Genomic DNA, 21,289 nt, shown 5'->3' with positions numbered 1-21,289 from the left:
AGGTACGGAATAGAGCCGTTTTCCCACCTCTATCAATGCGGTCGATTGTTACCATTACCCGTATGAACTTCTCTCTGGCGTTACGCGGCGTAGCATTGGCTCCGTACCCACTTTCCAGCCCCCGAGAGGAGCACCGAAATCATGAAACGTCATCTGCTGACCCTGACCCTGTCCATCCTGGCTGCCAACGCGTTTGCCCTGCCAGCCGCCGAACAACACCTGACCGCTGAATCGCGCTCCAGCGCTGCCGAAATCGCCCAACCGCTGAAAACCGTAGCCGAAGGTGGTTCTGACCGCCTGATCGAACGCAGTGGCCGTGTCGCCGAAGGTGGCTCTGATCGCCTGATCGAACGCAGTGGCCGCGTCGCTGAAGGTGGTTCTGATCGCCTGATCGAACGCAGTGGTCGCGTCGCTGAAGGTGGTTCTGATCGCCTGATCGAACGCAGTGGTCGCGTCGCCGAAGGTGGCTCTGATCGCCTGATCGAACGCAGTGGTCGCGTCGCCGAAGGTGGTTCTGATCGCCTGATCGAACGCAGTGGCCGCGTCGCTGAAGGTGGTTCGGATCGCCTGGTTGAACTCAGCCGTGTGAGCTGATCGCCATGGTCGAAAAGAACAACTCATGTCACAACGCTTGCTCCCCTCCAGGCCCGGTCATTGACCGGGCTTTGTTTTTTTAACTAGAGTGCCCAGCCTTACCGTCACAGAAGCCCGCACCATGCTGCCGCGCGCCGAACAGAAGCTACAGACCCGCCAGGCCCTGCTCGATGCCGCCTGCCTGCTGATGGAGAGCGGCCGGGGGTTCGGCAGTATCAGCCTGCGTGAAGTGGCCAAGACGGCAGGCATCGTGCCCACCGGGTTCTACCGGCATTTTTCCGACATGGACGCCTTGGGCCTGGCCCTGGTGGCCGAAATCGACACAACCTTCCGTCAGACCATCCGCCTGGTACGGCAAAACGAATTCGAACTGGGCGGCATCACCGACGCCTCGGTGCGCATCTTCCTCGACGTGGTGGCCGCCCACCGCGCGCAGTTCCTGTTCCTGGCCCGCGAGCAGTACGGAGGTTCACAAGCCGTGCGCCAAGCCATTGCCCGCCTGCGCCAGGACATCAGCGACGACCTGGCCACCGACCTTGCGCGCATGAAACGCTGGCAGCACCTGGACAGCGCCGCGCTGGCGGTGATGGCCGACTTGGTGGTGAAAACGGTGTTTGCCACCCTGCCAGAGCTTATCGACAGCCCGGAACCGGGTTATCCACAGGCACTGACGCCGCAGGAAAAAATCACCCAGCAATTGCGCTTCATCTTTGTCGGGGCGCGGCATTGGCAAGGGCTGGGCAACCCACAACCCTAGTTCTGCTACCATGGCGCCCTGCCCGACAGCGACGAGCGCCGACATGTCCAACCCCCGCCACACCCTGCCCGAACTGGCCCGTTTCAACCAGCACTTCGCCGAGCGCATCGTACCGCTGTGGCAAGGCCCGGGCTGGAATGCCGACATGGCCCTGCCCTACGAGGCGCTGGACAATCAGCATCAGCCATTGCCAGTGCAGCGCTACCGGGCCATGGCCTGCGCACGCCAGCTGTACCTGTTCAGCAGCCGTATCGGCCAACCGGGCGCAGCCGAGCGCGCAGCCGCCTTGTTCCGCTCGCTGCAAAAGCACTTCCACGACGCCGAGCACGGTGGCTGGTTCTACAGCATCGATGCCCAGGGCAAACCGCTGGACAGCCGAAAGGATCTGTACACCCACGCATTCATCGTCTTCGCCTGCGCGCACTACTGGGGCAAGGTACGCGAAAACCTGGTCGAGTCCACCCTGAACGCCGCGCTGGACATCATCGATCAGCAGTTCGCCCGTGACGACGGCCTGTACGAAGCCAGCCTGGGCGAAGACTGGGCCGACCTGGGCAGCGGCCCGCTGCAGAACCCGCAGATGCACCTGGCCGAAGCGTTCCTGCAAGTGCTGGCGGTGCGTGATGACGGGCATACCCAACAGTCGCTGCTGCAACTGTGCGAGGCACTGCAAACACACTTCATCGAACCGGCCCACGGCCTGATGCTGGAAAAGCCACGCGGGGCTGTGGATAACTGGTTTGAGCCGGGGCACCAGTTCGAGTGGTTCTACCTGCTGCATACCTCGCCGCTGCTGCGTGATACGCCGCTGCATGCGTCCATCGACCGGGCATTCGGCTTTGCCGAGCAATACGGGGTGAAAGAAGGGGCGGTATTGGCGATGCTGGATGTGGAGGGCAAGGTGATCGACGCCACCCAGCGGATCTGGGCGCAGGCGGAGTACCTGCGAGCGCTGGTGCTACGTGAGGCGGGTGAGGCGAAATTGGCTACCCAGATGCAGGCGCTGGAAGCGCGGTTCCTGCGGGAAGCGGGCTGGTATGAATGCCGGGATGGGGAAGGTAATGTCAGCCGGCATGATATGCCTTCGACTACGCCCTACCACTTGGCGACCTGCCTGGAAGGGTTGCAGCGCCTGAGCTGACGCTTTCGCGGGTAAACCCGCTCCCACAGGTATTGCACAAGCCCTGTGGGAGCGGGTTTACCCGCGAATAGGCCATCAAATCTAACCCTTGACCGTACGGTCGATGGAGAACCCTGCCCAATCCTGGCTCACCGGCATCAGCTCCAGGCTGTTGATGTTGATGTGCGCCGGCTGGTTGAGGATCCAGAAGATGGTCTCGGCAATGTCCTGCGGCTGGATCGGCTCCGCACCGGCATAGGTAGCGTCGTACTTGGCCTGGTCACCGCCGAAGCGCACCAGCGAGAACTCGCTCTCGCACAGGCCCGGCTCGATGTTGCTCACCCGCACGCCAGTCCCGCGCAGGTCGCAGCGCAGGCTCAGCGAGAACTGGCCGACAAAGGCCTTGGTGCCGCCATACACGTTGCTGCCCGGGTACGGGTAGTTGCCCGCCACAGAACCCACGTTGAGGATCGATGCACCTCGGCCGTGGGCGATCAGGCGTGGCAGCAGCAGGCGGGTGGTGTACATCAGGCCCTTGATGTTGGTGTCGACCATGGTTTCCCAGTCGTCCAGGCTGCAGTTCTGCGCTGCGTCCACGCCCAGCGCCAGGCCAGCGTTGTTCACCAGGCCGCGCAGCTTGTCGAAACCGGCCGGCAGGGTGGCGATGGCCTGTTCCATGGCCTTGCGGTCACGTACGTCCAGCACCAGGCCATGCACTTCGGTCTTGGCCGACAGTTCCGCGCACAGGGCGTCCAGGCGCTCCTTGCGACGGCCAGTGAGCACCAGTTTCCAGCCGGCCTCGGCAAAGCGGCGGGCGGTGGCCTCGCCGAAACCGGACGTGGCGCCAGTGATGAATACGGTGGACGTCATGCTCTGTTCCTCACGGTAGGTTGTCATGGCAGCTTTGCAGCATGCCCGCGCCGGGCGCTGGCAGCAAGCCAGTCTGGCGGCTGTTCATTTTTTGTTCATCTACGGCAAACCCTTGCAGCAGAGGGCCCGGCGCCAGCTATGCGCATGTTATCCACAAGGCTTTCCCCACGGATTGGGGGCAACTTGTCCACGGTGCGGAACCCTTTCAGCGACAGGTGGTCGTTGGATATCTTTTGAGTGATGGCGCAAGGCTTTCAAGCATGCCGCCTGCAGCGGTCTGTCCAACGTTTCTTCACAGAGTTATCCACAGGCGTTTCAGCGACATCCAAGTCCTTGCAGGGCTTTGAAAAACCTTGAAAAATCATCCACAAAGAGCGCCTGATCAAAAAACGATCAACCCTGTGCAGGGCTTGGTATCAAAGGGATTGAGCGAGATGCCACCATGTTTTCCACAGGCGGTTCCACATTATCCGTGGAAAAGATCCGGCCTGTGGAAAGATGGGGCCAGGAAGGAAACCGGGGTATGTGGAGACAGGTCCGTGGCAAGTTGTCCACATTGAGAATGGGCCGCTCAGCGGCCCCGAATGAAACTCAGTGCCCGCCAAGGTAGGCGTTACGCACCTCTTCGTTGACCAGCAACTCCTGCCCGGTCCCGGTCATGCGGATCTGCCCGTTGACCATCACATACGCCCGGTCCGACAGCTTCAGCGCATGGTTGGCGTTCTGCTCCACCAGAAAGATGGTCATCCCGCTCTTGGCCAGCTCGCGCAAGGTCGAGAAGATCTGCTTGACCACAATCGGCGCCAGCCCCAGCGACGGCTCATCCAGCAGCAGCAGCTTCGGCCGGCTCATCAGCGCCCGGGCAATGGCCAACATCTGCTGCTCACCCCCGGACATGGTCATGGCCCGCTGGTTACGCCGCTCCTTCAAGCGCGGGAACAGCTCGTACATGCGCTGCATGTCTTCGTCGGCATGCTTGTCGCCGATGGGGATGGTGCCCATCATCAGGTTCTCCTCGACGGTCATGTCAGGGAACACCCGGCGCCCTTCCGGCGACTGAGCGATGCCGTTGGAGGCGATGTAGTGCGACGACTTGCGGGTGATGTCGGTGCCGCGATAAACGATGTGCCCCGACGCTGCCCGAGGCTGGCCGAAAATAGACATCAACAGGGTCGACTTGCCCGCACCGTTGGCACCAATCAGGCTGACCGTCTCACCTTCGTTGATGTGCATCGACACCTTTTTCAGCGCCTGGATCGGCCCATAGAACACGTCCAGGTCCTTCAGTTCGAGAATGGGCGCACTCATACCAGTTCCTCTTCGTCTGCACCCAGGTAGGCGGCGATCACCGTCGGGTTGTGGCGGATGTCTTGCGGGGCGCCTTCGGCAATCACGTTGCCGTGGTCCAGCACCACGATATGGTCGGAAATGCTCATGACCATGCCCATGTCGTGCTCAATCAGCACCACGGTGATGTCGTGCTCGTCACGCAGCACGCGGATCATGCGGCTGAGTGCCTCGGTTTCCTGCGGGTTCAGGCCTGCTGCCGGTTCATCCAGGCAGATGATTTTGGGCCGCGTACACATGGCCCGGGCAATCTCCAGGCGACGCTGCTGACCGTACGACAGCTCACCGGCCAGGCGGTTGGCGCAGTCGACCAGGTCGACCACTTCCAGCCAGTAGAAGGCGTGGTCCAGCGCATCGCTCTCGGCCTTGCGGTAGGCCTTGGTGTTGAGCACCCCGGCCAGCAGGTTGCGGTTGACCCACATGTGCTGGGCCACCAGCAGGTTTTCCACCACCGACATTTCCTTGAACAGGCGAATGTTCTGGAAGGTACGGGCCAGGCCTGCGCGGTTGACCAGGTGAGTGCCGCCGAACATCTTGTAGTACAGCCGGTTGGCAAAGCGCGCCGGCGACACGAAGTCCGCCGCCTGGAAGCGCTCGCCCAGCAGCTGGATGACGTTGGTGTGGCTGCCGCGAACGTTCAGCTCGATGCGCCCGCCGCTGGCCTTGTAGAAGCCGGTCAGGCAGTTGAACACCGTGGTCTTGCCCGCGCCATTGGGGCCGATCAGGGCGAAGATCTGATTGCGCTTGACCTTGAGGCTGACGTCGCTGAGCGCCTTGATGCCACCGAACTGCATCATCAGGTTGTCGACCGAGAGAATGATATCGTCGCTCATGGCGCCACTCCTTTACGCGGGGTCACACCGGTACGGCTGATGCGGATCAGCCCACGCGGTCGCCAGATCATCATCAGCACCATCAGCACGCCGAACAGCAGTACCCGGTATTCGGAGAAGCTGCGCAGCAGTTCCGGCGCAACGGTCAGCACGAATGCAGCAATCACCACGCCCACGGTCGAGCCCATGCCACCCAGCACGACGATGGCGAGGATCAGCGCCGACTCGAAGAAGGTGAACGACGACGGGTTGACGAAGCCCTGGTAAGTGGCAAAGAACACCCCGGCCAGGCCGGCAGTGGAAGCACCCAGGGTAAAGGCCGACAGCTTGACCAGTACGTGGTTCAGGCCCATCGAACGGCAGGCGATCTCGTCTTCACGCAGTGCTTCCCAGGCCCGGCCGACCGGCATGCGGGTCAGGCGGTGCTTGATGTAGAGCACCGCCAGCACGACGATGAACAGCACCGCGTAGATGAACACGAACTTGAGGTTGGCGTTGTAATCGAAGCCGAAGAACTCGTGGATCGGTACGCCGCCGTCCTTGGCCCGACGGCCGAACTCCAGGCCGAAGAAGGTTGGCGACGGCGCCGGCATGCCGTTGGGGCCACCGGTGAACGACAGCCAGTTGTTCAGCACCAGGCGGATGATTTCGCCAAAGCCCAAGGTCACGATCGCCAGGTAGTCACCGTGCATCCTCAGCACCGGGAAGCCGAGAATGCACCCCGCCAGTGCTGCGGCAATCGCCGCCAGCGGCAGCACGCTCCAGAAGCCCAGGCCCAAATACTGGTAGCCCAGCGCCAACCCGTAGGCACCAATGGCATAGAACGCCACGTAGCCCAGGTCGAGCAGGCCGGCCAGGCCGACCACGATGTTAAGGCCAAGGCCCAGCAACACGTAGATCAGCCCAAGGATGACCACGGTCAGCAGGTACTTGTTGGCAAACACCGGGAACACAATGGCAATCACGATCAGCGCGGGGATGATGTAACGCAAGCGCGACTTGTAGTCCGGTGCGTTCACATGCACGCCCGAGCCACCGCTTTCAAAGCCCTGGAGCATGCGCGTGCCAGCGGCGGTCTGCAGGTACAGGCTGAGCAGGAAGCGCCCCAGCATCACCCCGCCCACCAGCCAGGCCACGCGCCGCGGCTCGGCATTGAAGCTGTAGCCGTCGAGCACCACGCCGACGACCGGGCCAAACACAATGAGTGCCAGCAGGCCGGCGACGATGGTCTCCAGCAGGCTGCGTTTAAGGTCGAAACCCTTGGTTTCGGTAACAGCGGCAGTTTTGGCAACGGACATGTTCACACCTTAGCCACGAGCGGGCGACCCAGCAGGCCTTGTGGGCGGAAGATAAGGATCATCACCAGCAGCGAGAAGCTGAACACGTCCTTGTAGTCGGAGTTGATCAGGCCAGAGAACAGCGACTCGGAAATACCCAGGATGATCCCGCCGAGCATGGCGCCAGGCAGCGAGCCTATACCACCGAGCACGGCGGCGGTGAACGCCTTGATGCCGATGATGAAGCCGGCGTAGAAGTCGAAGGTGCCGTAGTTCATGGTGATCAGCACGCCGGCCAGCGCGGCCATGACTGCGCCGATGACGAACACGTAGGAGATCACCCGGTCGGTGTTGATGCCCAGGATCGAGGCCATCTTGCGGTCTTGCTGGGTGGCGCGGCACATGCGGCCGAGCTTGGTGTACTTGATTACGTAGGTGAGCAGGCCCATGCCGACGAAGGCGGCCACCAGAATGAAGATCTTGGTGTAGGTCAGTTGCACGAAGCCGGTGCCGACTTCGACACGCATGGCACCTTCAAGCAAGGTTGGAACACCTTGCTGGCGGGCACCCTGGCTGATCTGTGCATAGTTTTGCAGGATCAGCGAAATGCCGATGGCGCTGATGAGCGGTGCCAGGCGGGTAGAGTTACGCAGGGGTTTGTAAGCGATGCGCTCGATGGTGAAGCCGTATACGCCCGTAACGACGATGGTGAACAACAGCGTGCCCAGCATCAGCAGGGGGAACGACTCGATACCGAAGTAAGCCAGCAATGCCAGGCTGATCGCCGCCAGGTAGGCGGAGATCATGTACACCTCGCCGTGCGCGAAGTTGATCATGCCGATAATGCCATAGACCATTGTGTAGCCGATGGCGATCAGGCCATAGACCGACCCGAGGGTCAGGCCGTTGACCAGTTGCTGCAGGAAAATACCATCCATAACGCAATCTCACCTGATTGAGATTGCACGAGCGCCGACCACGGCGCGGGCCACCGGTGCGGGGCCCTCGCAGCGCAGAACTGTGCAGATCTACGAATAAAGACAGGTACCGCGGGGCTTGGGCCCGAGCATCAGCCCGGGCCGTGGGCCGTTGTTATTTTTGTTTTTCCAGCTGGTGGTATTTACCGTCTTTATCCCACTGGTAGACCACGTAGTCGGACACGGTGAGGTCACCCTTGCTGTCCCACTTCTTCTCGCCCATCACCGTCTTGACCGGGTTGGCCTTGAGCCACTTGGCCGCGTCTTCGCCCTTGTTCGACTTGGCGCCGTTGAATGCAGCCGCCAGGGCTTCCAGCGAGGCGTAGGCGTACAGGGTGTAACCTTCAGGTTCGGTACCGGCCTTGCGGAACTCCTCTACCACCGCTTTGCTGTCGGGCAGCAGGCGCGGGTCGGCGCCGAAGGTCATGTACACGCCATCGACGTACTGCGCGCCGCCAGCGGTGGACACCAGTTCGTCGGTGACGATGCCGTCATCGGACATGAACTTGACGTCTTTCAGGCCCTGCTCGCGCAGTTGGCGGACCAGCGGGCCAGCCTCTGGGTGCAGGCCGCCGAAGTAGACCACGTCGGCACCGGTGGAGCGGATCTTGGTGACCACGGCGCTGAAGTCTTTCTCGCCGCGGGTCAGGCCTTCGTACAGCACAGGCTTCACGCCGCGTTTTTCCAGTTGCGCCTTGGTCGCGTCGGCCAGGCCCTGGCCATAGGTGTCCTTGTCGTGCAGCACCGCGACTTTCTTGCCCTTGAGCACGTCAACGATGTAGTCGCCGGCGACGATACCCTGCTGGTCGTCACGGCCGCACATGCGGAACATGGCACTGAGGCCGCGCTCGGTCACTTGTGGGTTGGTCGAGCCCGGGGTAATGGCAATGATGCCCGCTTCGTCATACACCTCAGAGGCTGGAATGGTGTTGGAAGAACAGAAGTGCCCCACCACGCCGATCACTTTGTCCTGATCGGCCAGGCGGTTGGCCACGGCCACGGCCTGCTTCGGTTCGCAGGCGTCATCGCCTTTGACCAGGACGATTTTCTCGCCGTTGACGCCACCGGCGGCGTTGATCTTGTCGGCCGCTGCCTGCGCACCTTTCATGTACTGCTCGCCAAACGCGGCGTTAGCCCCGGTCATTGGGCCCGCTACACCGATCTTGACGTCGGCCTGAACATACGAAGAAACACCTAGGGCCGTAGCTACGGCCAGAGCCAGGAAACCTTTCTTGTAAAACGTCTGCGACATGAGGTGGTGCTCCTAGAGTTTTTTTTGGTTGGCACTACAACTTCTCAACCCTGTGCTCAGAGCAAGGGCCGTGCCATAGGGTTTGTCTTCCGGGAAAACACACTGTGCTAGGCGCCAGCAGGCGACCGGCGGCCTTTTCTTTATTGAGCGTGCAACCGTCTGCCACGCGGCAGGCGCCACCACACGTACAGACAAGGAGCAACCGCCCGGTGCCATCATTGCAACCCCGCCAAGTGTTAACGTGCAACCGGCCTGTAACAGCGGACGTCACCGAACTGCACACCGCTGGTGCGCGACTGCTACAGGCGGCACCGTTTCAAGGCTAGCCGGTGCACGGAAAAACACCTCTGTTTTGGCTGTTCCGGCCTCTTCGCGGGCAAGCCCGGACACAACAAGCCCCAAAAGGCTGGCACAATGTCCGCCATTCGCCGCTTCCGGAGCCCCACTTGATGAGCGAGAGCGCATTCGCCGAGCGCATCGTGCACAACCTGCTCGACACCGACTTCTACAAACTCACCATGATGCAGGGTGTGCTGCACAACTACCCGGACGCCGACGTCGAATGGGAATTCCGCTGCCGCAACGGTGAGGACCTGCGCCCTTATCTTGGCGAGATCCGCCACCAGCTCGAACTGCTCAGCGACCTCACCCTGGATGATGGCCAGCCGGCCTTCCTCGAGCGCATCAGCTTCCTCAAGCCCGACTTCCTGCGTTTTCTGCGGTTGTTTCGCTTCAACCTGCGCTACGTGCGCATCGGCATCGAAAACGACCAGCTGTTCCTGCGCCTGAAAGGCCCGTGGCTGCATGTGATTCTGTTCGAAGTACCGCTGCTGGCCATCGTCAGCGAAGTGCGCAACCGCCACCTGCACCCACGCATGCGCCTGGCTGAGGCCCGCGACCAGCTGTACCGCAAGTTCGACTGGCTGCGCGCGCATGCCAGTGACGATGAACTGGCCGAACTGCAGGTAGCCGACTTCGGGACCCGGCGGCGCTTTTCCAGCCGTGTGCAGGAAGACGTGGTGCGGGTACTGCGCGACGACTTCCCGGGCCGCTTCGTCGGCACCAGCAACGTCGACCTGGCATGGAAACTGGATATCAAGCCACTGGGCACCATGGCCCATGAATGGATCATGGCCCACCAGCAACTCGGCCCACGCCTGATCGACAGCCAGATCGCCGCGCTGGACTGCTGGGTGCGCGAATACCGCGGGCTGCTCGGCATCGCCCTTACCGACTGCATCACCATGGATGCCTTCCTTGGCGATTTCGACCTGTACTTTGCCAAGCTCTTCGACGGCCTGCGCCACGACTCCGGTGAACCGGTGGCCTGGGCCGAGAAAGCCATTGCCCACTACCAGAAACTGGGTATCGACCCGATGACCAAGACCCTGGTGTTTTCCGATGGCCTCAACCTCACCCGTTCGCTGGAAATCTTCCGTGCCCTGCGCGGTCGCATCAACGTCAGTTTTGGCATCGGCACCAACCTGACCTGCGACATCCCGGGTGTGGCCCCGATGAGCATCGTGCTTAAAATGACCGACTGCAACGGCGCGCCAGTGGCCAAGATCTCGGACGAAGCCGCCAAGACCCAATGCCGCGACGAGAACTTCGTCGCCTACCTGCGCCACGTATTCAAAGTCCCCAGCAAGGAGTAACCCATGCAAGCGGTTCAGCAAGAGATTGCACAGGCACTGAAGGTACAGCCGCCGTTCGCCGACACTGCCGCGCTTGAGGCCGAAGTCGCCCGGCGCGTGGCGTTCATCAAGGACTGCCTGGCCAACGCCCGGCTCAAGACCCTGGTGCTGGGCATCAGCGGTGGCGTCGACTCGCTGACCGCCGCCCTGCTCGCCCAGCGCGCCATCAACGAGTTGCGCGCCGAGACCGGCGACAAGGCCTACACCTTCATTGCCGTGCGCCTGCCGTACCAGGTGCAGCATGACGAGCATGACGCCCAGGCCTGCCTGGACGTGATCAAGGCCGATGAAGTGCACACCGTCGACATTGCCCCGGCAGTGAGGGCGCTGGCCGCTGAGGTTGTAGAACTGAAGAATGGCTCGCCAACCCTGGTGGATTTCGTGGTGGGCAACGTCAAGGCGCGTACGCGCATGGTCGCCCAGTACACCATTGCCGGCGCACGTGCGGGCCTGGTGATCGGTACCGACCACGCCGCCGAGGCGGTAATGGGCTTCTTTACCAAGTTTGGTGATGGTGCCTGCGACCTGGCGCCGCTGAGCGGGCTGGTGAAAAACCAGGTACGGGCCATTGCGCGCAGCTTTGGTGCGCCGGAGTCACTGGTGGAGAAGGTGCCGACCGCAGACCTTGAAGACCTGGCGCCGGGCAAGCCGGACGAAGCGTCCCATGGCGTGACCTACCAGCAGATCGATGCCTTCCTGCATGGTCAGCCGGTTGATCAGGCGGCATTCGACATAATCGTTGCCACCTACCGCAAGACCCAGCACAAGCGCGAACTGCCGTTCGCCCCCTGAAGCTAAGGGGCCGCCTTGCGGCCCCTTACCCGCTTACTTGACGACGACCTTGCCCTTCATCATCGAGATGTGGCCCGGGAAGGTGCAGAAGAAGCTGTAGTCACCACCGGCTTCCAGCTTGGTAGCGTCGAACTTCACTTCGGTTTCTTTCTCAGGCGCACCGATCATCTTGGTGTGAGCGATGATCGCGGCGTTGTCAGCCTTGATGTAGTCCTTGTCCAGGCCCTGGCTCATGCCTTCGGTAGCAATGCCCTGCATGTCGGCAGTCTTGCTGATCACCAGATTGTGGCCCATCACGTTCTTCGGCAGGTTGCCCGAGTGGGTCAGTTTGACGGTGAATTCCTTGCAGCTCTTGTCGACGGTGATTTCCTTGGTGTTGAAGGACATCTGGTCGGTCGAGTCGACAGTTACCGAGCACTCGGCGGCGAAGACAGAGGCGCTGGCGAGGGTCAGCAGGGATACCGCTACAGCTTTCGCAAACATCATGAATCTCCTTGGCAGGGTTTTATCAATTGCGAGACTGCCTGAAACCGTTCAGCCCCTTGCTGATATGGGTCAAGGGGGTGTCAAGAGGCCAGCCAGTAGAATTGTTCAATGGATTGTATACAACCAATCTAAGGGCACATCATGCCCTTTTATTAGACGATGGGACAACCTCTCATTTAGGAGCAATACCAAATGCCCATCTCTGCCTTCCTCAATAGCCTGCTCGCCGCCTATGCCCACGGGGCTACCGGCGCCATCTGCGAATTCTCCCGCCCGGAATGAACGCGGCCTTGGAAGCAACGGGCATGCGCCGTACCCTGTGCACCTGAGTGACAGGAGATGAGCAATGCCCGTACGTTCCGTTTGTGTGTTCTGTGGTGCCAGCATTGGCGCCAACCCTGCTTACCGTGAAGCTGCCGTCGCGCTCGGCCAGGCCATTGCCCGCCGTGGGCTGACCCTGGTGTATGGCGGCGGCGCCGTGGGCCTGATGGGCGTGGTGGCCGACGCGGCCATGGCAGCAGGTGGCGAGGTGGTCGGCATCATCCCGCAAAGCCTGCTGGACGCTGAAGTCGGCCACAAAGGCCTGACGCGCCTGGAAGTGGTCGATGGCATGCACGCGCGCAAGGCACGCATGGCCGAGCTGAGCGATGCCTTCATCGCCTTGCCGGGTGGGCTGGGTACGCTGGAAGAATTGTTCGAGGTATGGACCTGGGGGCAACTGGGCTATCACGCCAAGCCGCTGGGGCTGCTCGATGTGAACGGCTTCTACGACAAGCTGGGCGGGTTCCTCGACCATATCGTCGAAGAAGGCTTTGTGCGGCAGCAACATCGGGCGATGTTGCTGCTGGCGCAGCAGCCGGATGAACTGCTGGATGGCATGGACAGCTTCATTGCGCCGGTGGCGCCGAAGTGGGTCGACAAGAAGCCTGATTGACCTTGAGATTTCGGGGCTGATTTGCAGCCCCGAAATTCATCAATCAGCGCGGGATCACTGGCTGACGCGGCTTCTTGTTGCCCTTGCCACCCTTGGCTGCTTCCTTGCGCTCTTTGGCCGCCTTCTCGTTACGCGCAAACGCCTCGGCCTTGGCCTTCTCGCGTTTGTCCCACGGCTTGCTGCCATCGCTGGCACGCGGTGGCAGGCCGGTGTGCTGGGTAAGGATCTTCTGATCCTTGCCCACCTTGTGGCTGCCCGCCGGCGTCGAGTTTTTGCGGCGTGCGCTCTGGTAGGTATCGGTCTGCGGCTGGTGCAGCGGGATCAACTGGTGCTTGCCCGGCCCGATCAGGTCGGCACGGCCCATGCGCTGCAGCGCCTCACGCAGCATCGGCCAGCCTTTCGGGTCGTGGTAGCGCAAGAACGCCTTGTGCAGGCGGCGCTGCTCGTCGCTCTTGACGATCTCCACCCCTTCGCTCTTGTAGGTCACCTTGCGCAGCGGGTTCTTGCCCGAGTGATACATGGCCGTGGCCGAAGCCATCGGCGACGGGTAAAACGCCTGCACCTGGTCGGCGCGGAAGCCGTTACCCTTCAGCCACAGGGCCAGGTTCATCATGTCTTCGTCAGTGGTGCCCGGGTGCGCGGCGATGAAGTACGGGATCAGGTACTGTTCCTTGCCCGCCTCTTTCGAGAACTTCTCGAACATGCGCTTGAAGCGGTCGTAGGTGCCGATGCCCGGCTTCATCATCTTGTCCAGCGGGCCACGCTCGGTGTGCTCCGGGGCAATCTTCAGGTAACCGCCCACATGGTGGGTAACCAGCTCCTTCACGTACTCCGGCGACTCGACGGCCAAGTCGTAACGCAGGCCCGAGGCGATCAGGATCTTCTTCACACCCGGCAAGGCACGGGCCTTGCGGTACAGCTCGATCAACGAGCTGTGGTCGGTGTTGAGGTTTTCGCAGATGCCGGGGAACACGCACGACGGCTTGCGGCAGTGCTTCTCGATATCGTGGCTCTTGCAGGCGATGCGGTACATGTTGGCAGTCGGGCCACCAAGGTCGGAGACCACGCCGGTGAAGCCCGGCACCTTGTCGCGCATCTCTTCGATTTCATTCAGGATCGACTCGTGCGAGCGGTTCTGGATGATGCGGCCCTCGTGCTCGGTGATCGAGCAGAAGGTGCAGCCACCGAAGCAGCCACGCATGATGTTCACCGAGAAACGGATCATCTCGTAGGCCGGGATGCGCTCCTTGCCATAGGCCGGGTGCGGCACACGGGCGTACGGCATGCCGAACACGTAGTCCATTTCTTCGGTGCTCATGGGGATGGGCGGCGGGTTGAACCACACATCCACTTCGCCGTGCTTCTGCACGAGGGCGCGGGCGTTGCCCGGGTTAGTCTCCAGGTGCAGCACGCGGTTGGCGTGGGCGTAGAGAACCGGGTCGTTACGCACCTTTTCGAACGACGGCAGGCGGATCACCGATTTTTCACGGGTCACGCTCGGGCTGTCGAGAATCTGCACCACCTTGGCTTCGTTCGGGTCTTCCTGGTCGCCCTTGGCCTGCTCGATCGCGCAGGCCTGGGTGTCCTGGGTGTTCACGTACGGGTTGATGATCTTGTCCACGCGGCCTGGGCGGTCGATACGTGTGGAGTCGATCTCGTACCAGCCTTGCGGGGTATCACGGCGCACGAAGGCAGTGCCGCGCACGTCGGTGATGCTTTCGATTTTCTCGCCGTTGGACAGGCGCTGGGCCACTTCGACCACCGCGCGCTCGGCGTTTCCGAACAGCAGGATGTCGGCGCTGGCGTCGATCAGGATCGAGTGGCGGACCTTGTCCTGCCAGTAGTCGTAATGGGCGATCCGGCGCAGCGAAGCTTCAATACCGCCGAGTACGATCGGCACGTGCTTGTAGGCTTCCTTGCAGCGCTGGCTGTACACCAGGCTGGCGCGGTCCGGACGGCTGCCGGCCAGGCCACCAGGGGTGTAGGCATCGTCCGAACGCATCTTCTTGTCTGCGGTGTAGCGGTTGATCATCGAGTCCATGTTGCCCGCGGCCACACCGAAGAACAGGTTCGGCTCGCCGAGCTTCATGAAGTCGTCTTTCGACTGCCAGTTCGGCTGGGCAATGATGCCCACGCGGAAGCCCTGGGCCTCCAGCAGGCGGCCGATGATGGCCATGCCGAACGACGGATGGTCGACGTAGGCATCACCGGTCACGATGATGATGTCGCAGGAATCCCAGCCGAGCAGATCCATCTCCTCCCTGCTCATCGGCAGGAAAGGTGCTGGCCCGAAGCATTCGGCCCAGTACTTGGGATAGTCGTAGAGTGGTTTGGCTGCTTGCATGTCAGTGACCGGTTCTGGTGTGCAGGGAAATCGCGGGCGCGGAATATAGCACAAATTTTGACCAAATCCGACTGTCTTCGTGGGGATTGGTGGGGGGGCGACCATTGGATGCGGGCTGCGAAGTGCCTGGCTTGAGGTTTGCGGTGGCGCCCACATCGAGCGCCGCGCGGGCGGCGCTCGATTTCATAGGCGCAGAAAATGTTGTGGCGAACACGTGGCGGCCCTCACACCACCTGAAGCCAAACCCTCACTGCCTCATCCCCAACTCAGCATCATCCATCAGCGCCTTGGCCATCGCACTCGGGTAATGGGTAGCCCAGATCATCATCGGCTTCTCATCCATCACCCGGGTGATGATCAACTCGCGCACATACCCCATCCACTCCGAAGATTGCTCTCGGGCATCTCGTGGGTAAACCCACTGGATTACCACAGACTCTACGACTGGCACCTACCAGTGGGAGCGGTCTTGCCCGCGAAAGGCCCGTCCAGGCGATATATCAATGAGGCCTTACAGCGTGCACCTCCCCCTACATCACATAGAACAAAAAATGGCAGGTTCGAAAACCTCCCGTACACAGCCACTATCAAGCAAGCCCAATGGCTTACGGTGCACAGCATTCGTTCCCTGATCGGGATTAACCAGAAAAACTACATTCGCCAGGACCAATCATGACCCGCCCCTCTACTGGAGGGTCGTAGTCCTTTAAGTATTTTACAAAACATTTATCCCCATTAACCCTCCATAAGCGTTAACCCATTAATTAATGGATGATTTTTCTACCTCGCAGGAAAATTGTAGGAATAGAACTACGAATACCAGAAAAAATTCCTACGCTAGCTTTCCGCAACAAATTCCGGGCAGCTCTTGAACCAAGAAAAAAACAAGTGATACAAAAGCCCTGCGCAACGAGCGCACTCAAATCAACCTTAAAGGAGCAATAGCCATGGGACGTCGTCGTTCTGAAATCAACATGCCTCAGATCTCTCGCGTGATGAACTACACATTTACCGAATCCGAGGTTGACTTCCTCAACATGCTGTAAGCAATAAGCCAGAAGGGGCTTTGCCCCTTCTAGCCTGACCTAGGAGCTAAAGATGATCACCGAACGCGAGTTGACCACAGAAGAAGCCTACAACCGCCTGACAAAGCTACATCAGCATCTAGGCTTTCACTCGAAAACAAAACTATCAAAAAATAATAACTTGGTCGCCACATGCCACTTATACGACAGCACCTACAGGGAGATCTCTTGCGGAGCAGGAAAGGGGGAGCATTGTGAGCTAGGAGCCCTTGCCGAGAGCCTAGAGCATTACTTCGTCGACAAGGCCATTCCAAACATCATCGAAAGTGACAAAATCCTACAATCCATAGCTCCTTTCGACGACTGGCTACTAAAGTCTATCCCGCCTAGCTGCAAAATACCTTATTTTGCACTTCACGCATTGGACAGCCACAATGAAATAAAAATCCCAGCGATATTGATAGCCCCCTCCTCCAGCAACCTTAAAGCAATTGAGAAAACTGCAGCAGGATTCCTTGCAAAATATGCGAGCAACTCTGGAACAGCTATTGGCTGCACCGAGAGCGAAGCTCTCTTACACGCCATAAATGAAGCTATCGAACGTCACGCCTTGTCAATGTACTATCTATCGCTTTGCAAGCTGAACTCACCCCCAGAAATCTATCGACCCTCCAATTCTTTCCTGGAAGAGACTTTTGCACATGACACCAAGCTTCTCTGCCATGCGAAAAAACTAGATATATACTTAACCCACGATTTCTATGACGTTCCATTTTGCATTGCTATTTCTCGCAGCAAAAAAGAAGGCTCTCTCAGCGGCGTCGGCTCGGGAAGTTCCATAAATCCATCCATTGCAATGTACCGCGCTGTAACTGAACAGATGCAGTGCGAACAGCTTTCTGGACCGAAAGAAAAACAAGAAGATCTCACCACGGAGAAAGTGCTCACCTACTCGGCAAAACTTTCCTCACTTCTGCACCCATGCCCTAAGTACAACGTGCCTGAATATCATCCACCTCGTATAGAGCTAAGCGTACGTGGACAGATCAAGCGCACGCTGATCAACCTGGGCAAGGATAATAAAACTGTATTCTACCGCACACTATATGAGCACCCCAACCTCGCCACAGTCGTACAAGTTTTCATACCCGGACTGGAGCGCTTCCACTTGATAAGGTCCGGAATTCCAGTCGCGCCGCAGAGCGCATTCAAAGGCATAAGGCAATGATATGCATATTTACCGAGGCCTCCTCGCCGCCCTGAGCGCGACCTTAATTCTCAAAGTCGCGACCGTCGTACCTGCCCTGATCCTGGCTGACATTATCGACAACCTGTCTACCTCGGCCACGTCTTCTCTCGTTCTGCTCGGTGCCTTCATATGCCTTGTCGCACTACAAGCCTCGTTGACCCCTTTACAAGCCTGGTGCCTTGCGCGGCTCTGCCAAGAGCGCGTGAAGCAGCTTTCCATGCGCTGGTGCCGAGGGTTGCTGGACAAACGTTTCGAGGCTTATGGACAACTCCATGGCGGAACCTTGGTAAAGGTACTGGATAGAGGAATAACGGCCCAGGAGCGGTGGCTAGGCTTTCTGATTGGCTCGGCGTGGCCGGTCTTGGCCGAAGCAGTGGTGCTGGTCGCGCTGTTTGCGTACCTCGGGGCTACCTCGGTATTGATCGGCCTCGTCCCCTTGAGCTTGGCGTATCTGTGGACAAACGATCGACTGGTGCGCTGGCGTCGCCCCCGTATCGAAGCAGTCAACTCGCGAGAAGACGAACTGGCGGAACAATGGGTTGACACCTTCGCCAGCGCGTCAACGGTCAAGCTGGAAAAGGCCGAGGATGCCGCAATGATTCCGGTCAACCAGACACTATCGGGCTATGCCGACTCGGCGGTAGGGGTTGCCTACAGTGGCGGATGGCTACAGGGCCTGCGCACCCTGTTCATTGGCCTGGGCAGTGGTGGTTTGCTGTTGTGGGGTATCCATGATCAATCCCAGGCAACACCGCATCTGAGCCTGGGCGAGCTTGTTGCCCTCTTTACTCTGGTGAGTGGGTTGCTCGCCGGCGTTGCACAACTGGCGGAAGCCTGGCGATTGCTCGATCAGTTCCGGCTCGACAAACGCAAGCTCGAACACTGGCTGCAACTTCCGGTGTTCGGCCCGACAGAATCCATAAAGGCAGAGCCCTCAGATGAAAACGCAGGGCTTTGCATTACCCCCTGCCAACTCAGCGCTCGAAACGCGCTGCAACTGCTGATCGATGAGCCCTTGGTAATTCGTGCAGGAGAACGGGTTGCGCTGGTTGGGCCCAGCGGGTGCGGCAAGTCCACACTTCTGCATGCGCTGGCAGGAACGGTATTCCAGTTGCGCAGGCATGTTCACTTGCACGGCAGGTGCCTAGCTGCACTCGACGGGCGTGAGCAGTTCAATAGTTTACGACTCTGCCCTCAGGATGCGCACTTCATACCCGGTTCAATGCCCCGGGCGGTATTGTTCGAGCATGCTCATGATCGCGCTCAAATCGAACGATGGCTTGAGTGCCTGGGGCTAAGCAAAGACTGGTACGAGCTTGAACTGGACGCACGCGCAGAATCCATTTCGGGTGGAGAAGCACGCAGGTTGACGTTGCTACGCTTGCTTAACCGGCCCGGCGAATTCAATTTCTTTGACGAGCCCACAGCTGGGCTTGATGCCGGGTCGGCAGAGCGCACCTGGGACCTGTTATTCGAAACATTCCAAGGGAAGGGGTTGATCTGCGTGACGCATGATCAGAGCGCGTTGTCGCGGTTTGACCGGGTTATCACCCTGAGCGAGGGGCGCATCATCAGTCAAGCAAGACCGAAGATCGCTCAGAACACTGAGCCAGCAGGCGCACCGCACACCCTGTGGGAGCGGCTTTAGCCGCGAACACCGGCATAGCCGGTGCATCCTCCGCGATGGATTCTTCGCGGCTGGAGCCGCTCCCACAGAGTTCCTGTTAAGCCGGTAGATATTCGCAGCCTAATTAAACCGCGCTTTATTCATCATCATCGAAGTTGTACATACCCGGCGCGAGGTTTTCGAAGCGGGTGTACTTGCCGATGAACGCCAGGCGTACGAAGCCGATGGGGCCGTTACGCTGCTTACCGATGATGATTTCGGCCACGCCCTTGTGCTCGGTCTCGGGGTGGTACACCTCGTCGCGGTACACGAACATGATCACGTCGGCGTCCTGCTCGATTGCACCAGATTCACGCAAGTCGGAGTTCACCGGGCGTTTGTTCGGGCGCTGTTCCAGGGAGCGGTTCAGCTGCGACAGGGCGATGACCGGGCAGTTGAATTCCTTGGCCAGGGCCTTGAGCGAGCGGGAGATTTCGGAAATTTCGTTGGTCCGGTTGTCGCCGGCCGACCCCGGAATCTGCATCAACTGCAGGTAGTCGACCATGATCATGGCAATTTCGCCGTGCTCACGGGCCAGCCGACGGGTACGGGCGCGCATTTCCGAGGGGCTGATACCGGCGGTATCGTCGATGAACAGCTTGCGGTCGTTGAGCAGGTTCACCGCCGAGGTCAGGCGCGGCCAGTCATCGTCGTCCAGCTGGCCGGAACGTACCTTGGTCTGGTCGATACGGCCCAGCGACGAAAGCATACGCATGATCAGCGATTCGCCTGGCATTTCGAGGGAGAACACCAGCACTGCCTTGTCGGTACGCAGCACGGCGTTTTCCACCAGGTTCATGGCGAAGGTGGTCTTACCCATCGACGGACGGCCCGCGACGATGATCAGGTCGGCAGCCTGCAGGCCACTGGTTTTTTCATCCAGGTCAGTAAAGCCGGTGGACACGCCGGTGATATCGCTGTCGGAGTTGAACAGCGTATCGATACGGTCGATGGCCATGGTCAACAGTTCGTTGACGCCGACCGGGCCGCCGGTTTTCGGCCGCGCCTCGGCGATCTGGAAGATCTGCCGTTCGGCATCGTCGAGGATTTCTTCGGCGTTACGCCCCTGCGGGTTGAAGGCGTTGTCGGCGATGTCGGTACTGATGCTGATCAGTTGGCGCAACGTGGCCCGCTCGCGAATGATCGCGGCATAGGCCTTGATGTTGGCCACCGACGGGGTGTTCTTGGCCAGCTCGGCCAGGTACGCCAAGCCGCCGATTTGCGATGAGAGGCCTTCTTTGTCCAGTTGCTCATGCAGGGTCACCACGTCGAATGGCTGGTTGGCGTCGGCCAACTTGTGCACGGCACGGAAGATCAGGCGGTGGTCATGCCGGTAGAAGTCGCCATCCGACACCTGATCCAGCACCCGCTCCCAGGCGTTGTTGTCCAGCATCAGGCCACCGAGCACGGCCTGTTCGGCCTCAATGGAATGCGGCGGCACCTTCAGGGCTGCGGTTTGCAGGTCTAGCTGTTCGGAGGTGGTGATCTCGTTCATGGCCACGAAAGAATTCTGGAGGATGAAAAAGACAAAGGGCACGGCCTGTCGAAAACAGGACCGTGCCCGATGTTAACCGCCCGGCTCGCAAGGAGCCAGCCAGTCAGCGCAGCTTAGGCAGCTACGACAACCACGCGTACGGTGGCTTCAACGTCGCTGTGCAGGTGCACGGCTACGTCGTATTCGCCAACCTGACGGATGGTGCCGTTCGGCAGACGAACTTCAGCTTTGGCCACTTCAACGCCGGAGGCGGTCAGGGCGTCAGCGATGTCGTGGGTGCCGATCGAACCGAACAGCTTGCCTTCGTCGCCAGCGGTGGCAGTGATGGTCACTTCCAGCTCGGCCAGTTGGGCAGCGCGGCTTTCAGCCGAAGCTTTCTTGTCAGCGGCTGCTTTTTCCAGCTCGGCGCGACGCTCTTCGAACGCAGCCAGGTTGGCGGCGTTGGCAACGGTGGCCTTGCCGAATGGCAGCAGGAAGTTACGGCCGTAACCAGCCTTAACTTTTACTTTGTCGCCCAGGTTGCCCAGGTTAGCGACTTTTTCCAGCAGGATCAGTTCCATTTGGTAAAACCTCTTAA

At 60.1% G+C, this 21,289-nt stretch carries 19 protein-coding genes; 8 read left to right on the top strand and 11 right to left on the bottom strand.

Features of this window, described 5'->3' with window-relative positions; all coding sequences use genetic code 11:
* The first annotated feature begins 141 nt into the window (after positions 1 to 141).
* The 3 genes from D906_RS08150 to D906_RS08140 all read left to right on the top strand — a co-directional run bounded on the left by D906_RS08150 (position 142) and on the right by D906_RS08140 (position 2,492).
* A complete protein-coding gene (locus tag D906_RS08150) occupies positions 142 to 594 on the top strand; it encodes a hypothetical protein (protein WP_027614722.1) in 453 nt (150 codons plus the stop codon).
* Positions 595 to 715: 121 nt separating this feature from the next.
* Positions 716 to 1,351 carry a TetR family transcriptional regulator gene (locus tag D906_RS08145; RefSeq protein ID WP_019098907.1) on the top strand — a complete coding sequence of 212 codons (636 nt, stop codon included), beginning with the start codon at positions 716 to 718 and terminating at the stop codon, positions 1,349 to 1,351.
* 43 nt (positions 1,352 to 1,394) lie between these two features.
* Positions 1,395 to 2,492, top strand: a complete 1,098-nt coding sequence (locus D906_RS08140) for an AGE family epimerase/isomerase (RefSeq protein WP_019098908.1) — start codon at positions 1,395 to 1,397, stop codon at positions 2,490 to 2,492.
* Between the two features lie 81 nt (positions 2,493 to 2,573).
* On the opposite strand, the gene D906_RS08135 is transcribed toward D906_RS08140, so the two are convergent.
* From D906_RS08135 to D906_RS08110, 6 genes are all read right to left on the bottom strand, one after another.
* Positions 2,574 to 3,341 carry an SDR family oxidoreductase gene (locus D906_RS08135; protein ID WP_016712242.1) on the bottom strand — a complete coding sequence of 256 codons (768 nt, stop codon included), beginning with the start codon at positions 3,339 to 3,341 and terminating at the stop codon, positions 2,574 to 2,576.
* Between the two features lie 591 nt (positions 3,342 to 3,932).
* Positions 3,933 to 4,649: an ABC transporter ATP-binding protein gene (locus D906_RS08130; protein WP_016712243.1), complete on the bottom strand. Its 717-nt coding sequence runs from the start codon at positions 4,647 to 4,649 to the stop codon at positions 3,933 to 3,935.
* Positions 4,646 to 5,521 carry an ATP-binding cassette domain-containing protein gene (locus D906_RS08125; RefSeq protein WP_019098909.1) on the bottom strand — a complete coding sequence of 292 codons (876 nt, stop codon included), beginning with the start codon at positions 5,519 to 5,521 and terminating at the stop codon, positions 4,646 to 4,648. Before D906_RS08125 ends, D906_RS08130 begins: the two co-directional genes overlap by 4 nt.
* A complete protein-coding gene (gene livM, locus D906_RS08120; protein ID WP_016712245.1) occupies positions 5,518 to 6,819 on the bottom strand; it encodes a high-affinity branched-chain amino acid ABC transporter permease LivM in 1,302 nt (433 codons plus the stop codon). Before livM ends, D906_RS08125 begins: the two co-directional genes overlap by 4 nt.
* Before the next feature lie 2 nt (positions 6,820 to 6,821).
* Entirely contained in the window at positions 6,822 to 7,736 is a 915-nt protein-coding gene (locus tag D906_RS08115; protein WP_019098910.1) for a branched-chain amino acid ABC transporter permease, read from the bottom strand.
* A 154-nt stretch (positions 7,737 to 7,890) separates the two neighbouring features.
* Positions 7,891 to 9,027 (bottom strand): branched-chain amino acid ABC transporter substrate-binding protein, encoded by a 1,137-nt coding sequence (locus tag D906_RS08110; RefSeq protein WP_025752459.1) that lies wholly within the window; start codon positions 9,025 to 9,027, stop codon positions 7,891 to 7,893.
* Positions 9,028 to 9,476: 449 nt separating this feature from the next.
* Here D906_RS08110 and pncB point away from each other — a divergent pair, with 449 nt between their 5' ends.
* On the top strand, positions 9,477 to 10,682 hold the full coding sequence (gene pncB / locus D906_RS08105; RefSeq protein WP_019098912.1) for a nicotinate phosphoribosyltransferase: 1,206 nt from the start codon (positions 9,477 to 9,479) through the stop codon (positions 10,680 to 10,682).
* 3 nt (positions 10,683 to 10,685) lie between these two features.
* Positions 10,686 to 11,513, top strand: coding sequence for an ammonia-dependent NAD(+) synthetase (gene nadE, locus D906_RS08100; RefSeq protein WP_019098913.1), 828 nt, complete (start codon positions 10,686 to 10,688; stop codon positions 11,511 to 11,513).
* 33 nt (positions 11,514 to 11,546) lie between these two features.
* On the opposite strand, the gene azu is transcribed toward nadE, so the two are convergent.
* Complete coding sequence (gene azu / locus D906_RS08095) at positions 11,547 to 11,996, bottom strand: azurin (RefSeq protein WP_025752457.1); 450 nt, start codon at positions 11,994 to 11,996, stop codon at positions 11,547 to 11,549.
* Between the two features lie 349 nt (positions 11,997 to 12,345).
* Between azu and D906_RS08090 the strand changes: the two genes are divergently transcribed.
* Positions 12,346 to 12,933 carry a TIGR00730 family Rossman fold protein gene (locus D906_RS08090; RefSeq protein WP_025752455.1) on the top strand — a complete coding sequence of 196 codons (588 nt, stop codon included), beginning with the start codon at positions 12,346 to 12,348 and terminating at the stop codon, positions 12,931 to 12,933.
* Positions 12,934 to 12,976: 43 nt separating this feature from the next.
* Here D906_RS08090 and D906_RS08085 read toward each other — a convergent pair whose 3' ends face one another.
* Together D906_RS08085 and D906_RS26755 are read right to left on the bottom strand one after the other, a co-directional pair.
* On the bottom strand, positions 12,977 to 15,277 hold the full coding sequence (locus D906_RS08085) for a YgiQ family radical SAM protein (RefSeq protein WP_025752453.1): 2,301 nt from the start codon (positions 15,275 to 15,277) through the stop codon (positions 12,977 to 12,979).
* A gap of 247 nt (positions 15,278 to 15,524) precedes the next feature.
* A complete protein-coding gene (locus D906_RS26755; protein WP_025752451.1) occupies positions 15,525 to 15,728 on the bottom strand; it encodes a DUF3077 domain-containing protein in 204 nt (67 codons plus the stop codon).
* A 647-nt stretch (positions 15,729 to 16,375) separates the two neighbouring features.
* Between D906_RS26755 and D906_RS08070 the strand changes: the two genes are divergently transcribed.
* Both D906_RS08070 and D906_RS08065 read left to right on the top strand, forming a co-directional pair.
* Complete coding sequence (locus D906_RS08070) at positions 16,376 to 17,530, top strand: YcaO-like family protein (protein WP_019098919.1); 1,155 nt, start codon at positions 16,376 to 16,378, stop codon at positions 17,528 to 17,530.
* A 1-nt stretch (position 17,531) separates the two neighbouring features.
* Positions 17,532 to 19,199 carry an ATP-binding cassette domain-containing protein gene (locus D906_RS08065; protein WP_027614867.1) on the top strand — a complete coding sequence of 556 codons (1,668 nt, stop codon included), beginning with the start codon at positions 17,532 to 17,534 and terminating at the stop codon, positions 19,197 to 19,199.
* A 115-nt stretch (positions 19,200 to 19,314) separates the two neighbouring features.
* Here D906_RS08065 and dnaB read toward each other — a convergent pair whose 3' ends face one another.
* Positions 19,315 to 20,712 (bottom strand): replicative DNA helicase, encoded by a 1,398-nt coding sequence (dnaB, locus tag D906_RS08060; RefSeq protein WP_025752446.1) that lies wholly within the window; start codon positions 20,710 to 20,712, stop codon positions 19,315 to 19,317.
* A 113-nt stretch (positions 20,713 to 20,825) separates the two neighbouring features.
* The gene (rplI, locus tag D906_RS08055) at positions 20,826 to 21,272 is read right to left on the bottom strand and encodes a 50S ribosomal protein L9 (RefSeq protein WP_003249568.1); all 447 of its coding nucleotides are present in this window, start codon (positions 21,270 to 21,272) and stop codon (positions 20,826 to 20,828) included.
* Positions 21,273 to 21,289 lie beyond the last annotated feature (17 nt).

This window comes from Pseudomonas sp. LAIL14HWK12:I1 (genome assembly GCF_003202095.1).
GTDB classification, from domain to species: Bacteria; Pseudomonadota; Gammaproteobacteria; order Pseudomonadales; family Pseudomonadaceae; genus Aquipseudomonas; species Aquipseudomonas monteilii.
The sequence above is the reverse complement of the archived record's forward strand: the minus strand, read 5'-3'. Positions and strand labels throughout refer to the sequence as shown.